General features: G+C 73.4%; 15 protein-coding genes and 1 tRNA gene. 9 read left to right on the forward strand and 7 right to left on the reverse strand.

Annotated elements, in window-relative coordinates:
• Nucleotides 1-2: 2 nt before the first annotated feature.
• Nucleotides 3-887, reverse strand: coding sequence for an alpha/beta hydrolase (locus GXP71_RS16305; protein WP_162353502.1), 885 nt, complete (start codon nt 885-887; stop codon nt 3-5).
• 65 nt (nt 888-952) lie between these two features.
• The gene (locus GXP71_RS16310) at nt 953-1,354 is read right to left on the reverse strand and encodes a hypothetical protein (RefSeq protein WP_162353503.1); all 402 of its coding nucleotides are present in this window, start codon (nt 1,352-1,354) and stop codon (nt 953-955) included.
• Between the two features lie 283 nt (nt 1,355-1,637).
• Here GXP71_RS16310 and GXP71_RS16315 point away from each other — a divergent pair, with 283 nt between their 5' ends.
• Entirely contained in the window at nt 1,638-4,379 is a 2,742-nt protein-coding gene (locus tag GXP71_RS16315; RefSeq protein ID WP_162353504.1) for a glycoside hydrolase family 9 protein, read from the forward strand.
• A 194-nt stretch (nt 4,380-4,573) separates the two neighbouring features.
• A complete protein-coding gene (locus tag GXP71_RS16320; RefSeq protein WP_162353505.1) occupies nt 4,574-4,927 on the forward strand; it encodes a hypothetical protein in 354 nt (117 codons plus the stop codon).
• 77 nt (nt 4,928-5,004) lie between these two features.
• Here GXP71_RS16320 and GXP71_RS16325 read toward each other — a convergent pair whose 3' ends face one another.
• Nucleotides 5,005-5,205, reverse strand: coding sequence for a hypothetical protein (locus GXP71_RS16325; protein ID WP_202924273.1), 201 nt, complete (start codon nt 5,203-5,205; stop codon nt 5,005-5,007).
• A gap of 76 nt (nt 5,206-5,281) precedes the next feature.
• Between GXP71_RS16325 and GXP71_RS16330 the strand changes: the two genes are divergently transcribed.
• Nucleotides 5,282-5,788 carry an SRPBCC domain-containing protein gene (locus GXP71_RS16330; protein WP_162353506.1) on the forward strand — a complete coding sequence of 169 codons (507 nt, stop codon included), beginning with the start codon at nt 5,282-5,284 and terminating at the stop codon, nt 5,786-5,788.
• 74 nt (nt 5,789-5,862) lie between these two features.
• Here the strand turns inward: GXP71_RS16330 and GXP71_RS16335 are convergent, their stop codons facing one another.
• Genes GXP71_RS16335 through GXP71_RS16345 form a run of 3 tightly spaced genes read right to left on the reverse strand, consistent with a single transcriptional unit; the run spans nt 5,863 to nt 7,945 of the window.
• Nucleotides 5,863-6,225, reverse strand: a complete 363-nt coding sequence (locus tag GXP71_RS16335) for a hypothetical protein (protein ID WP_162353507.1) — start codon at nt 6,223-6,225, stop codon at nt 5,863-5,865.
• Between the two features lie 11 nt (nt 6,226-6,236).
• On the reverse strand, nt 6,237-7,652 hold the full coding sequence (locus GXP71_RS16340) for a hypothetical protein (protein WP_162353508.1): 1,416 nt from the start codon (nt 7,650-7,652) through the stop codon (nt 6,237-6,239).
• Entirely contained in the window at nt 7,649-7,945 is a 297-nt protein-coding gene (locus tag GXP71_RS16345; protein ID WP_162353509.1) for a hypothetical protein, read from the reverse strand. Before GXP71_RS16345 ends, GXP71_RS16340 begins: the two co-directional genes overlap by 4 nt.
• Nucleotides 7,946-8,121: 176 nt before the next feature.
• Here GXP71_RS16345 and GXP71_RS16350 point away from each other — a divergent pair, with 176 nt between their 5' ends.
• The 3 genes from GXP71_RS16350 to GXP71_RS16360 all read left to right on the forward strand — a co-directional run bounded on the left by GXP71_RS16350 (nt 8,122) and on the right by GXP71_RS16360 (nt 11,112).
• Nucleotides 8,122-8,652: a hypothetical protein gene (locus GXP71_RS16350; RefSeq protein ID WP_162353510.1), complete on the forward strand. Its 531-nt coding sequence runs from the start codon at nt 8,122-8,124 to the stop codon at nt 8,650-8,652.
• A gap of 102 nt (nt 8,653-8,754) precedes the next feature.
• Nucleotides 8,755-10,047 (forward strand): hypothetical protein, encoded by a 1,293-nt coding sequence (locus GXP71_RS16355; protein WP_162353511.1) that lies wholly within the window; start codon nt 8,755-8,757, stop codon nt 10,045-10,047.
• On the forward strand, nt 10,048-11,112 hold the full coding sequence (locus GXP71_RS16360; protein WP_162353512.1) for an LPXTG cell wall anchor domain-containing protein: 1,065 nt from the start codon (nt 10,048-10,050) through the stop codon (nt 11,110-11,112).
• Between the two features lie 207 nt (nt 11,113-11,319).
• Here GXP71_RS16360 and GXP71_RS16365 read toward each other — a convergent pair.
• Nucleotides 11,320-11,402, reverse strand: a tRNA-Leu gene (locus tag GXP71_RS16365).
• A 256-nt stretch (nt 11,403-11,658) separates the two neighbouring features.
• Here GXP71_RS16365 and GXP71_RS16370 point away from each other — a divergent pair.
• Genes GXP71_RS16370 through GXP71_RS16380 form a run of 3 tightly spaced genes read left to right on the forward strand, consistent with a single transcriptional unit; the run spans nt 11,659 to nt 14,344 of the window.
• Nucleotides 11,659-12,366, forward strand: coding sequence for a DUF3662 and FHA domain-containing protein (locus tag GXP71_RS16370; RefSeq protein ID WP_162353513.1), 708 nt, complete (start codon nt 11,659-11,661; stop codon nt 12,364-12,366).
• Between the two features lie 9 nt (nt 12,367-12,375).
• Nucleotides 12,376-12,930 carry an FHA domain-containing protein gene (locus GXP71_RS16375; protein ID WP_162353514.1) on the forward strand — a complete coding sequence of 185 codons (555 nt, stop codon included), beginning with the start codon at nt 12,376-12,378 and terminating at the stop codon, nt 12,928-12,930.
• Between the two features lie 4 nt (nt 12,931-12,934).
• Entirely contained in the window at nt 12,935-14,344 is a 1,410-nt protein-coding gene (locus GXP71_RS16380; RefSeq protein WP_162353515.1) for a PP2C family serine/threonine-protein phosphatase, read from the forward strand.
• Nucleotides 14,345-14,346 lie beyond the last annotated feature (2 nt).

The raw sequence follows: 14,346 nt of genomic DNA on the forward strand, positions 1-14,346 counted from the left end.
CGTCAGGTGTGGGCCAGGAAGAACGCGACGACCTGCTGCCGGAAGTCGCTCGTGAGGACGTGCGACCCGTACAGCTCGTCGACCTGGCGCTGCGCCTCGGCCTGGAAGTCCGCCGTGAAGGACGGCCCGGGCGACACGACGGCCCAGCTGATCGCGCTCGCAGGCCCGACCGGGACCGAGCACGCGTCGAGCTGTGCGCCCGCCCGGAGGTCCGCGACCGCGTCGGCCGAGTCGGCGGGGCTCACGCTCGAGGTCGGGTCGCTGATGCGCTCGAAGGCCTCGGGCAGCAGTCCGGCCGGCTCGTTGACGTAGAGCTCCCAGTCGACCCCGCTCGCCGCGACGGCGGCCCAGTTCGCGACCAGCCCTGCGTCCGTGGGCGGGATGCGCTGGTCGTTCCGGCCCACGACCCACAGCGTCGGGGGCGGCAGGACGACCGTGCTCGAGAACGTGCTCGCGACGCCCCGGACGTTGAACAGCGCGAGCGCCCGGGCGGGCGTGAACAGGGTCGCGAGGCTCGCGAACGCGCCCCCCGAGGAGAAGCCGAGGTAGTAGACGTCCGACCCGGCGAACCCGAGGAGGGAGATCAGCGCGTCCACGTTGACGAGGTCCTGGTTCGTCACGGGGTCGGCCGTCATGTCGTAGTCGCCGCTCGGGCCGGCGCTGTCCAGCGCCGCGACCGCGTAGCCCGCGTCGACGAGCGCCTCGACCTGCAGCCGGTTCTCCATCAGCCGGAACCAGACGCTCCCGCCGCCTCCGCCGTCGAAGAGCACGACCAGCCCGATCGCACCCGCCGGGACGTGGTGCCGCACGGTCGCCCCGTTGACGTTGGTCACGGCGAGCGTCCAGGTGAAGCTCGGTGGTGCGTTGTCCTCTCTGTGCCAGCACATGGTCGACCTCGTTCGCGTCTGGTGTCGGGCGTGCGGATGGGCGGAGGCGGACGGGAACCGGGCGGTCACCCCGCCGAGGTCAGGACCTCGATGTCGGACAGCTCGTCGTCCGTGAAGATCGGCGGCAGCGGGCTGTGCACGCGGACGTTGACCATGATCTCGTCGGCGTCGCCGACGGGGTCCTCGCCGAGGACCGAGCGGGCGACGGTGTGACGCTCGACGACGTTCCGGAAGACCTGGTCCGTGTCACCCTCGGTGACCTCGAACCGGTGCCGGGGGAACTCGGTGAGCGTCGACCCCTTGATCCCGCCGTCGGAGCCGTGCGCGGTCGTGTGCGCGTGGAAGTTGAGCCCGAGGGCCGCCAGGTGCCGGTCGATGGCCGTGAACGTCGCGTCGTACTCGACGCGCAGCGTGACCTGGCCCTCGGACTCGCTCAGGGTCAGGTTGGGGTTGGTGATGCTGGGCATGATCCGTCTCCCGGTGTGCCTGCCGAGGCGCTGGTCGCCTCCGTCGGCACGAGCCTTCGCCCCCTGGCGGTGCCGCACATCGTGGTGGGCACCACGAAGATCCGTGACGTGGCCCCCGCACGGGAATCGGCCCGTGACGGCCTAATCGATTCCGCTGTCGGAGCGCCCCTGACCGGATCCGGGCGCGCCCTAGCGTGGACGGAGCGTGCCTGCGACGACCGCCTGGCCGGCCGGTTCCTCGCGGGTGACCGCCCACCCGACGTCCGTCCAACGAAGGACCGCCATGTCACGGAACACCCACCCCCGAGGGCCGCGCCGGGCCCGCGTCGCCGCCGTCGCGGTCGCCGCCGCGCTGGCCGTGTGCGGCGTCGTCGCCCCGCAGGCGGCGTTCGCCGCCCCCGACCCGGGTTCGCAGGTCAAGGTCAACCAGGTCGCCTACGTCCCGGGCGTCGCCAAGGTCGCGACGCTCGTCAGCACGTCGACGTCGCCGGTCGCGTGGACGCTCCGCAACGCCGCGGGGACGACCGTCGCATCCGGTCAGTCGACCGTCCGGGGCGCGGACGCGCTCTCCGGTGACTCGACGCACCTCATCGACTTCTCGGCTTTCGACACCCCGGGCGCGGGCTACGTCCTGTCCGCGGGCGGCGCGAGCAGCCTGCCCTTCGACATCTCCGCGGACCCCGTCAAGAAGCTCCGCTACGACGCGCTCGCGTTCTTCTACCACCAGCGCAGCGGCATCGCGATCGAGTCGCAGTACGTCGGCGGCACGTACGCGCGGGCTGCCGGGCACCTGGGCGTCGCGCCGAACCAGGGCGACACGAGCGTGCCGTGCCGGCAGTCGTGCGGGTACAGCCTCGACGTGCGCGGCGGCTGGTACGACGCCGGTGACCAGGGGAAGTACGTCGTGAACGGCGGCATCGCCACGTGGCAGCTGCAGAACGCGTACGAGCGGACGCTCCACGTCGCGGGCGCCGACGCCACGGCGCTCGCCGACGGCACGATGGCGATCCCCGAGCGCGCCAACGGCGCCCCGGACGTGCTGGACGAGGCGCGCTGGGAGGTCGAGTTCCTGCTCCGCATGCAGGTGCCGGCGGGCCGCACGGACGCCGGGATGGTGCACCACAAGATCCACGACGAGAACTGGACCGCGCTGCCGACGATCCCCGCGCGGGACAGCCAGCGCCGGCTCCTGTCCCCGGTGAGCACCGCGGCGACGCTCAACATGGCCGCGGTGGCCGCGCAGGCGTCACGGCTGTGGAAGACGATCGACCCGACGTTCTCCGCGAAGGCCCTCGCGGCGGCGCAGACCGCGTACGCGGCGGCCAAGGCCAACCCGAACCGGCTCGCCTCGAGCACCGACGGGACGGGCGGGGGCGCGTACAGCGACAGCTCGGTGACCGACGAGTTCTACTGGGCCGCCGCCGAGCTCTACGCGACGACCGGCTCCGACACCTACCGCGCCGACGTCACCGGCTCGTCGCTGTACAAGGGCGGCAGCTTCGCGCAGCGCGGGTACGACTGGGGCTGGACCGGCGGGCTCGGCGACACCACGCTCGCGCTGGTCCCGACGGGTCTTCCCGCCGCCGACGTCGCCGCGACCCGCGCCGCGATCGTGTCGTTCGCCGACGCCGCGCTCGCCCGTGCGAACGCCCAGGCGTACCCCGCGCCGAACAACGCCGGGTCCGTCTACTACTGGGGCTCGAACGGCCAGGTCGCCAACAACGCGAACGCGCTCGCGCTGGCCTACGACTTCACCGGCCAGGCGAAGTACCGGACGGGCGTCTACGCGGCCCTCGACTACTTCCAGGGTCGCAACCCCCTGAACCAGTCGTACATCGCGGGCTACGGCGAGCGCGCCGTGCAGAACGTGCACCACCGGTTCTGGGCGCACCAGGCCGACGCGTCGCTGCCGATCGCGCCGCCGGGGTCGTTCTCGGGCGGCCCGAACAGCGAGCTGCAGGACCCGATCGCCGCGGCCCAGCTCGGCGGCTGCGCGGCCCAGAAGTGCTTCGTCGACCACATCGAGGCGTACTCGGTGAACGAGGTCGCGATCAACTGGAACTCGGCGCTGGCCTGGCTCGCGAGCTGGGCGGCCGAGCACGCGGGCAGCACGCCGGCCGTCGACACCACGCCGCCGACTGTGCCCGGCACGCCGACCGCGAACGCCGTCACGGACACGTCGGTGACGCTCACCTGGACCGCGTCGAGCGACCCCGAGAGCGGGATCGCCGGGTACGACGTGATCCGCGTCGCTGGCGACGCGCTGCAGGTCGTGGCGTCGACGACGACGACCTCGGCGACGGTGACGGGCCTGACGCCGAGCACCTCGTACACGTTCGTCGTCCGCGCCCGCAACAACGCCCGGCTGTCCTCCGACTCGTCGCCGGTCACCGTGCGGACCACCGGCTCCACGACCGACCTGCCGCCCAGCACGCCGGGCCTCCCGGTCGCGTCGGCGATCACGCAGACGGGGGCCACGCTCACGTGGCCGGCGTCGACCGACGACAAGGGCGTCACGGGCTACGACGTCCTGCGCGCGCAGGACGGCACCGTCGTGGCGACGTCGAGCACCCCGTCGGTCACGCTCACCGGCCTCGCGCCGGGGACGGACCACGTGCTGACGGTCCGGGCCAAGGACACCGCCGGGCAGCTCTCCGCGCTGTCGCCCAGCGTCACCTTCCGGACGCTCCCCGAGGTCACCACCCCGCCGCCGGGCGCGTGCCGCGTCTCCTACACGGCGAACTCGTGGGGCACCGGCTTCACCGCGTCGATCACGGTCACCAACACCTCGACGTCGCCGTGGTCGTCGTGGCAGCTGGGCTTCACCTTCCCGGGCGACCAGAAGGTCACGCAGGGCTGGAGCGCGACCTACAGCCAGTCGGGGTCGACCGTGTCGGTCACCAACGCGCCGTGGAACGGCTCCGTGCCGGCCGGGGGCTCGACGAGCATCGGCTTCAACGGCTCGTACAGCGGCACGAACACCGCCCCGACGGCGTTCACCGTCAACGGGACGCCCTGCACCTGACGCGCACGGGTCGCGCGCCGTGAACGGCGCGACCTCCCGCGGTGCGACGACGGCCGCCGGTCCACGTGACCGGCGGCCGTCCGCACGTCCAGCCCCCTGGTCGGACCGGGAGGGTTGCTCACGCTGGAGACCGCCTGGTAGGTCACCGACGACGGCTGTCGTCTGACCCCGATCATCCCCGTGGGAGGAAGATGATGGCGTCGCCCCTCACCGCACCGACCGCGCTCGAGCTCGCCGAGCTCGGGCTGGACGCTCAGGTCGGTGACGAGCCGTGGGTCCGCACGGTGACCTTCGACGCCGCGGGCGTCGCGTCCGTCGAGCTGACGTGGGACGAGATCGCCGGATCGGTGCACGTCGTCTGGAGCGACGCCGCGGGCACCGTGATCGTCGAGATCACCCGGGAATCGGTCGACACCGTGTCCGTGTCGTCGCACCACGACGGCTTTCTCGTGGCGATCGCCTGCTCGAGCGAGCAGCTGGGCGGCGCACTCACGGTGTCCGTCACGTCCACCGGCGTCCAGATCAAGGACACCCTGCTCCGACGCTGACGGGCTGCGGTCGCGGGCCGCCCCTGCGTCTGACGCGCGACTGTGCCACGACGGCGTGCTGATCCCGCGGCTGACGGTCAGATCCGGGTGCCGGGGTCGGTCCCGTCCTCGGTCGCGGGCAGGGTCCCGGTGGGCGGCACGTCCGTGACGACGACCTCCACGTCCTCCTCGACGACGGGCGTGACCGCGACGTCCTCGGTGAAGACGGGCGTCACGTCGTCGTACTCGGTGACGACGACGTCGTCGGTCGAGCCGCTCGTCCGCGTCGCAGCGGCCACCGCGGCGCCGGCCGGTGAGTCCTCGCGGCGCTGCGGGTCCGTACTCCACGACCGTCGGACCCAGGAGGAGGACGCCATGCCCGAGACCCAGCAGACCCACGACGTCGTCGCCGCGCGGACGGTCCCGGTGGACCCGCGCGACGCGTGGCGCGTGTGGACCGAGCCCGGCCTGGTCCGCCAGTGGTGGTGCCCGGGCCCGTTCACCTGTCCCGTCGCCGTGCTCGACGTCCGCGAGGGCGGCACGTCGCTGCTCGGGATGCGCGCACCCGCGGAGATCGGCGGCGCGACGACGTACACCGCGTGGACGTACACGCTGGTCGACGAGCCGCACGAGCTGCGCTACGACCTGCGGTTCGTCGACGCCGACGGGCACCACGTCGGCCCGGCCGCCTCCGGCCTCGACGGCGTCCCCGATCCCGTCCCGCACGTCGTGACGTTCGAGACCGCCGACGACGGGACGCGGATCACCGTGACCGAGCGCGGCTACGCGACCGAGGCGTCACGCGACCTGTCGGCCGCCGGCCTCGAGGCGTGCCTCGACAAGGTCGCCGCCCTCACGCGCGTGATGGCCTCGAGCCGCTGACACGCGACAGACGGGCCGCTGACCTCCGACGGACGTTGGTCCCTGCGGCTCGGGCGCCGTTCTGCCTGTCGGGCTCAGAGCGAGATCGTCGTCGGGTCCAGCTGCTCCGCGGCCCAGAGGACCGACTCGTTGTCCAGGACCCACACAGGCCCCGCGGCGGCGGCCGAGATCGCACGGACGACGTCGACGAACAGCACCTCGGACCGGCACTCGACGGGAAGACCGTGCACCTGCGTCATCTGCGGGACGTCCTCGACGCCGTCGGCCGGGGTGAAGGGCTGCTCGCGGAAGTCGTCGCCCGGGTACTCGTCGCGGAAGAGCGTCAGCAGGAAGCCGTCCGGCCCCCGGAGCTGGGCCGTGTCCTCGACCGCGGTCCCGCCCCGACCGACGATCACGTCGCGGGCCACCTCGAACAGGCCCGCGTCCTCGCTCAGCACGAGCGCACCCTTCACCGCATCTCTCCCACCATGGCGACGAGCTCGTCGAGCGACCGCGCGATCGGGATGCCCTGCCTCGCGGCGGCCTGCCACGCCCCGTCGGGCATGTCCGGGGCGAACCCGATCGTCCGGCGGCCTGTCGTCTGCTCGGTCTTGAGGATCTGGCCGGTCAGCCCTCGCGCGTTGCCCTCCTTGACCTGGACGACGATATCGCCCAGGTCGACGTCCACCTCGCGCGAGAGCCCGTTGCTCATCGGCACGAGGTTGTTGATGTCCCGGACCTGTCCCGGGAACGCGGCCTCGATCGCGTTGGCGGCGTCGGCGACGAACGGGTCGGACGACGTGAACGGGGCGCGGGGCCGCGTCGGCGCCGGGCGGGAGAAGAGGTCGTCGAGCGCCGAACGCCACGACGCCGGGAGGTGCCGCAGGGTCTTCTGCAGGATCTTCCCGACGGCGCCGGCACCCAGCAGCGACGTCACGGCGAGGGCGAGCTCGAGGCTGCCCTGCTGGACGAGCTGCTGCCCGTCGATCGTGCCCTCGCCCCAGTCGGCCGCCACGTCGAGGAAGTCACCGACGGACACGAGGGTGAAGCCGACGCCGACGACCTTGAGCCCGAAGGACAGTCCCGCGACGACACCCGCGGCTCCGGCCGGGACGGCGCCGACCCCGAAGCCGAACACGCCGCCGATCGCGGCCCCGCCCATGCCGCCGATGATCGCGAGCGCGATCGTGAGCACCGCCCCGACGGCCACCACGACCCACCCGACGACCCGGCACACCGAGGCGAGGACGCGGAACACCGCGACGTGATCCCCGATGAAGTCGCGCAGCCCGTCCAGGTTCTCGTCGATCCAGCCGCCGAGATCGCCGCTGGTCCGGTCCCACCAGTCAGCGACCTGCCCACCCGCGTCCAGCACGCCGTCCCAGGCGTCGGTGGCGACGTCGGCGAACCGGTCGACACCGTCCGACACCGCCCCCGACAGGTCGTCCCAGCGGTCGCCGAACCAGTCGTCGATCCCGCGGGACCTCTCGGTGTCGCGCTCGTCGGCCTCCTGCTCCTCGACGGGTGCCGCGCTCCACGTCAGGGCCGATCCCCCGCCGGCGAGCGCGGTCTGGGTGAACGGGCTGGCGGGGACGAACGGGTCCGGGTCGTCGACCACCGGCAGGGTCGCGCCGAAGGCGCCGTCGTAGCGCATCGCCGCCAGGTCCCGTGCGCGCGCGACGTACGGGTCGAGCGTGCCCAGCACGTGCGTCCCGAGACGATCCGCCATGGTCTGCGCCTCGTCCATCGCCCCGGTCGGCACACCCAGCGCGACCATCCGGTGCCGCAACGGCCCGACCGTGTCGCGCACCGCGTCGCGGGTCGCCGCCACGTCCGAGCGGACCCCGGACAGCGCCTCCGGGCAGACCTCGACGAGACGCGTCACGCCACGCCCTCCGCGTCCTCGCGTGCCCGCCCCAGGGCGCGCTCGGCGTGCGCGAGCTCGTCCGCCACGGCCTCCTCGATCCGGACCAGCGTCCGCGGGAGCGCGGCGGCGGCCGGCGCGAGCTCGTCGCGGTGCAGCCGGTCGGCCGCCGTCCCCGTCCAGGTGCCGGCCGACCCGACGGCCTCGGCGGCGCGGTGCAGGGACGGGACGCCCTCGCGCGCCTCGCGCACCTGTCGCAGCAGCAGGCGCAGGTCGTCGACGCGGCCCTGCGCCCGGGTCAGCTCGTCGGTCACGTCGTCACCCCCTGCGCGTCGCGGGTCGATTCGTATGGGATCGTCCGGGTGTGCACCCTAGCGTCGAGCGCACCTCCCCGGGACCCGGCCTGCCGGGCGTCCCCTCACGGCCCCCCTTCGGCTTCGGTGTGACCGCGCCCGAGGGCTGGCACGCCCTGCGAGGAGACGCGCCGTCGATGCGCGACGACCTCGTCGGCCTCGTCGCACGGACTCCCCTGTGGGCGGCGCTCGACGAGCGTCGTCGCCGCGGCGCGGCCGCGGTGCTGGTGTCGGTGGCCCGGGCCAGCGCGGGCAGCGGTGCTGTGGTGACGCTGCTGCGTCTGGGCTCGGCGGGGGACGTGACCTCCGAGCCCGAGGTCAGCACGATCTCCCTGACGTGGCTCCGCACCGCCCCGCTGCGGGCGGACCTCACCCTGGCGCGGCTCGTCGTGCAGAGCGACGAGCGCGTGGACACCGGCATCGGGCCCGGCCTGGTCGCGCGCCGCGTCGAGCGCACCGTGACGGGCGCTCTCAGCTCGACGTCGCAGGTCGCCGCCCCCGTGCCCGGCAGCATCTGGCTCGCCGTGGTCACCGGCACGACGTCCGCACCGCAGTACGCGGACGACCTGCACGACGCCGTCGTCGCCTTCGCGGCCGGCCTACGCGTCGACCGGCCCCCGGCCTCCAACGCGGCGGCGCGCACCACGGCCGCCGTCGACGCCCGCTGACGTCGGGTCGAGCGGGAGCGGTCCCAGTAGCTCCTTGACCGTTCTGAGTGGTTTGCGACAGCCTGGCGGGGTTTGCGTCGTCGCTGGTCTCAGGGGGCCCAGATGGACGTGCCACGAAGCAACCTCCCGCGCCCGGACCGGCGCCGTGACCGGCTCCGAGGCCTGCTCGGTCTTGCCGCCGGGCTCGCGCTCGCCGTCACGGTCGTGCTCGTCCCGGTCGGCGAGGTGGAGGCCGCACCCCGCTTCGACATCCAGTGCGACGAGCTGATCGACGGCATCGACGGCATCGCGGGCGACGACGGCCTGCCCGGCGGGAAGAACGTGCCGGCGGGGCACAAGGAGAAGATCCCGGACTACACGTACGAGAACCCCGCCGAGGCGTACCGGAACCGTGCGGCGCCGACCGGTGCGGAGCTCGACGCGCTGCAGGGCGACTACAAGGGCTTCCCCGCCGGGTCCGAGGACCACATGCTCCGGCGCTGGAAGGAGTACACGACCAGCGGCGGCGAGTGGGAGTGGGAGCGCTGGCGCAACACGTACATCCCGAACATGGCGAACGACTCGCGGGGCGACGGGTTCCACCGCAACGTCGGGCGGCGCCTGAAGCTCGGCGGCCCGGACTGGATGTGCGAGGACACGCAGCTCGCGAAGGAGAAGAACCTCGGGTACGACCGCCGGTACGACTCCGTGAACCGCAACCGGCAGGTCGCCTACGAGCTCAAGTCCGGTGGATCGCCGCTCAAGCTCGACCAGCTGCGGGCCGACCAGGCGCTCATGCGCGGGTCGGGCTGGAAGGTGTACTACGTCTTCAGCCAGGAGCCGCTGCCCGGGCAGGTCCGGCTGATGAACCAGCACGGCGTGCGGTACGTCGTGCTGGAGTCCACCGCACGCCTGCAGAACCCGGCGGCGAACCCGGGCAACAGCTCGATGAACCCCGACCCGAACAGGCCGACCGGCGGCGCCGCCAAGGACCTCGCCCAGCGCTCGGGCCGGACCGCCGCCGACGCGCGCGAGGCACGGCGCCTCGCGGACGACTTCGCGAACGACCAGCGCCGCCAGGGCTTCGGTCCGCGGCGTCCGGGCGGCATCGACTGGACGTCGCTCGAGCTGCACTACGTGTCGGACAACCCGCAGACCAAGGACTTCGGGTACGCCTTCTCCGCCGCCGAGCTGCCGGACGACGGCGAGGCCGAGCCCGGGTACGGGGGCGAGGCCGCGCTCGACCTGTCCTCGGACGCGCTGTTCACCTGGCTGTCCCTCGACCAGAGCCAGTTCTGGGTCAACCTCAACCCGGACACGCCGGAGTCGATCATCGACCCGCAGTTCGCGACCACCGACGCCGGGCGCGTGCTGCTGCAGGCGGACCTGCGGTTCAAGGAGACGCAGAACGCCTAAATGGACCCGGCGACGGAGCACGGCAAGGCGTTCTGGGACTCCATGGAGCGCACCTCCGACGGCCTGATCTGCCACGGGTCGTACCGGATGTGGGTCGAGCCCAAGCCCGCGACCGTCCGCGAGGACGGCGACCAGCTGTACATCCTCGACGCGCCCCTGGCGGCCCGGTACGAGCCGATGGACATCGACTGGCGCCCCCCGGGCCAGGTCGAGGACCTCTGCGAGGACGCGCCGCAGGACGTCGTGGACCGCAACACGCAGCGGATCGCCGACACGTTCGCGCCGCTGCTCGAGCAGCGGGTGAACACCGCCCCGGAGTACGCGGACCTGCGTCGCGTGTACACGTCCCGGGTGGCCGCCCAGTGGTTGACGGAGCGCGACGCCGAGCGCCCGGGCGCGTTCCACGACGTGATCGGCTCCGGTGACGTCTCGGCCTGGCCGGCGCGCACGGCGTGGGACCCGCAGGACGTCTTCGACGAGTACCTCGAGCAGCTGAGCACGCCGCTCTTCCGGTACGAGTGGACGTTCGGGGAGATGGAGTACTGGATGGACATCGTCGGCGGTGTCACGCTCCCGGACACGCCGCGTGAGGCGATGCCCGCGGAGCAGTTCCAGCAGGCGCACCCGACCCTGCCGGCGACCGTGCAGTCCTCCCTCTACGACGCGGTGAGCGTGCCTCTCGCCGCCCAGGCCGCCCAGGCCGGCGACGCCGTCGGCACCTTCGCCGAGGGCGCGGAGAGCATGGCGTGGCTGGGCGGTGGTCCGATCGTCCAGATCGCCCCCGAGCCGACCGACCCGCCGGGCCCCGGCCCGGTCGACCCGCCAGGGCCCGTGCCCGCGAACCCGCCGGGTTCCGGCGCCGGCGCACAGGCTCCCGCCGACCCCGCCGGTCCGTCGGGAGGCTCCGGCAGCCGCACGGTCGCCCAGCGCACCGGCGCCGCCTGGGGCGGGAGGCTGCCCGCGACGGGCTTCTCCGAGCCGTGGATGTTCCCGACCGCACTCGGCCTGATCGTGGTCGGCGGGGCGCTCGTCCTGCTGCGGCGCCGGGCGCGCACGTCTCCCTGAGGCAGGACGACGCGGGCCAGGACGCGCCCGGTCACCGTCGATCCCGCAGCCCGGAGCCCCGTCGAGCCGCTCGGCGGGGCTCCTCGCTGCCCGACGACCGGCCCCGACCCGCCGCAAGACCCCACGAACGCGAGAACTCCCGGCCAGGAACCCTGACCGGGAGTCTCGGTACTGCTCGGGCGGTTCCTTCGGGAACCACCACATCTGTGCGCGAGGGGGGATTTGAACCCCCACGCCCTTTCGGACACTGGCACCTGAAGCCAGCGCGTCTGCCGTTCCGCCACTCGCGCGCGCCGGAGAACATTAGCACGGCGCCGGGGTGGTTCCCGACTCGCCCCGATGACGTGCGAGGACGCCCGCGCGGGCGCCCCCGACACGCTCGGACGCACCCCGCGACGCACCACCGCACGGGACCTCCCCCGAGTCCTCCCACGACAACACCCGCCTCACCCGGCCGTGGCGGGCGCGGCACGGATACCATCAACGTCCAGGACGGCCACCGACCATCGGCGCCGCCACGGCACAGCACGGGTAAGGGAGGTGGGCGTGGGCTTCCTCGACAAGTTCGAGAACGGCGTGGAGCGCGTCGTGAACAACGCTTTCGCCAAGGCCTTCCGCAGCGAGCTGAAGCCGGTGGAGCTCGCGAGCGCGCTGCGCCGGGAGCTGGACGACCGTGCGGCGGTCGTGGGACGCGACCGCACGGTGGTGCCGAACGAGTTCACGATCGAGCTCGCGTCTGCCGACTACGACCATGTGGAGGAGTGGGGCGCGGAGGCGATGGCGGACGAGTTCGCCGCGACCGTGACCGAGCACGCCGCGAGCCAGCGGTACGCGTTCGTCGGGCCGGTGACGGTGTCGTTCGGCGAGGACGCGGACCTCGAGACGGGTCGGTTCCGGGTGCACAGCGCGACGGTGCGCGGCGCGGTCGCGCCGGCTGCGGCGACGGCGCCGACGTCGCGCCACCCGCTGCTGATCGTGGACGACCAGCGTTACATCCTCACGGGCCCGGTGACGGTCATCGGCCGCGGCTCGGAGGCGGACATCATCGTGGACGACCCGGGCGTCTCGCGCCGCCACCTGGAGATCCGGGTGACGCCGGACGGCGTGATCGCGTCCGACATGGGCTCGACGAACGGCCTGTACGTGGAGGGGCACCACGTCCCGGCGGCGACGCTGGTCGACGGCAACACCCTCATGATCGGCCGCACCCGGATCCTGTTCTGGACGGGCGGCGAGCCGGACCTGGACGAGTGACGCCGGCGCATGAGTGAGCTGACGATCACCCTGCTGCGGCTGGGGTACCTCGCACTGCTGTGGGTCCTGGTGCTGTCGGCGATCGGCGTGCTGCGCCGCGACCTGTACGGCACGCGCATCACGGACCGTCGCCGGGCCAACCGAGCGGCGTCGGCCGCGCCGGCCCGTCCGCAGCCCGTCGACGCGGCCGCAGTCGCCCCCACCCCCGCGGCGGCCCCCGCCCCGGCCGCGTCCGCCCCCGTCCGCACCCCGCGTGCGGCGCGCAGCGGCTCGGGCCCGCGCAAGCTGGTCGTGACGGAGGGTCCGCTGCGCGGCACGATCGTCCCGCTCGGGTCGGCGCCGGTGCTCATCGGCCGCGCGCCGTCGTGCACGCTGGTCCTGGACGACGACTACTCCTCCTCGCGTCACGCGCGCGTCTTCCCGCAGGACGGCCAGTGGTTCGTGGAGGACCTCGGCTCGACGAACGGGACGTTCCTGGCCGACCAGCGCGTCGACGGACCGATCCCCCTGCCGACCGGTACACCGGTCCGCGTGGGACAGAGCGTGCTCGAGCTGCAGAGGTAACCCGGTGACCGTCGCCCTCAGGTATGCGGCGCGCTCGGACGTCGGGCTCGTGCGCACGAACAACCAGGACTCCGCCTACGCGGGTCCGCACCTCCTCATGGTCGCGGACGGCATGGGCGGGCACGCGGGCGGCGACGTGGCGTCGTCGGTCGCGGTCGCGGCGTTCGCGCCGCTCGACGGGGAGTCGCACGGTCCGGACGACGCGCTGGACCAGCTCGAGGCGGCACTGGAGTCGGCGCGCGACGACCTGCTGGCGCGCGTCGACGCGGACCCGGACCTGGCGGGCATGGGCACGACGGTCATCGCGATCCTGCGCGCGGGCAACAAGCTCGCGATGGTGCACCTGGGTGACTCGCGGGGGTACCTGTTCCGGGACGGCGTGCTGACGCAGGTCACGACGGACCACACGTTCGTGCAGCACCTGGTGGACATCGGCCGGATCACGCCGGAGGAGGCCGAGCACCACCCGCAGCGGTCGGTCGTGATGCGCGTGCTGGGCGACTTCGACGCGGAGGTCACGCCCGACCTGTCGGTCCGGGAGGCGCGTCCGGGCGACCGCTGGCTGCTGTGCTCGGACGGCCTGTCGGGCTTCGTCAGCGCGGACACGATCGAGGAGACGCTGCGCACGATCGCGGACGTCGACGCGTGCGCGGACCGGCTGGTGCAGCTCGCGCTGCGCGCGGGCGGCGGCGACAACGTGACCGTGGTGCTGGCGGACGTCATCGAGCTCGACGACGTCGCGGACGGTGCGGGCCCGACGACGGCCGCGACGGTCGTGGGGGCGGCGGCGACGACCCGCAACAACCCGACGTCGGCGGCGGACGGACCGGCGGCGCGCGCGGCGTCGCTCACGCAGTCGGCGGCGCGGCAGAAGACGTCGCAGGACCCCGCGGACGACGAGGACGACGACCCGGCCGACCTGCCCGCGGTCCCCGTCACGGTGAGCGCGGTGGGCGACGAGGACGAGGACGACGACGAGCCCGTCGGGCGTCGCCGCCTGCGCCCGGGGCTCGTGTGGACCTTCGCGGGTCTCCTGACGGCCGCGGTGCTGGTGCTCGGCTACCTGTGGACGCAGACGCAGTACTACGTCGCGGACCAGGACGGTGAGGTCGTGATCCTCCGCGGCCTGCCGCAGACCCTCGGCCCGGTCGCGCTGTCGACGGTCGTCGAGCGGTCGGGCACGTCGATGGACGACCTCGGCTCCGCCTACCTGCGCGGACGCGTCGAGCAGACGATCCACGCGACGTCCCTGGAGGACGCGCGCGACCTGGTCCGGATGCTCGAGCAGGACGCCGAGGAGCAGGCCGACGAGCCGACCCGGACGCCCACGCCGACGGCGACCCCGCTCCTGCCGGCCCCGCAGCCGACCACGGCTCCTGCGGTCGACCCTGCTGCCGGGGTGACCAGCCCGTGAGG

This window comes from Cellulomonas sp. H30R-01, assembly GCF_010119915.1.
Taxonomy (GTDB): domain Bacteria; phylum Actinomycetota; class Actinomycetes; order Actinomycetales; family Cellulomonadaceae; genus Cellulomonas; species Cellulomonas algicola.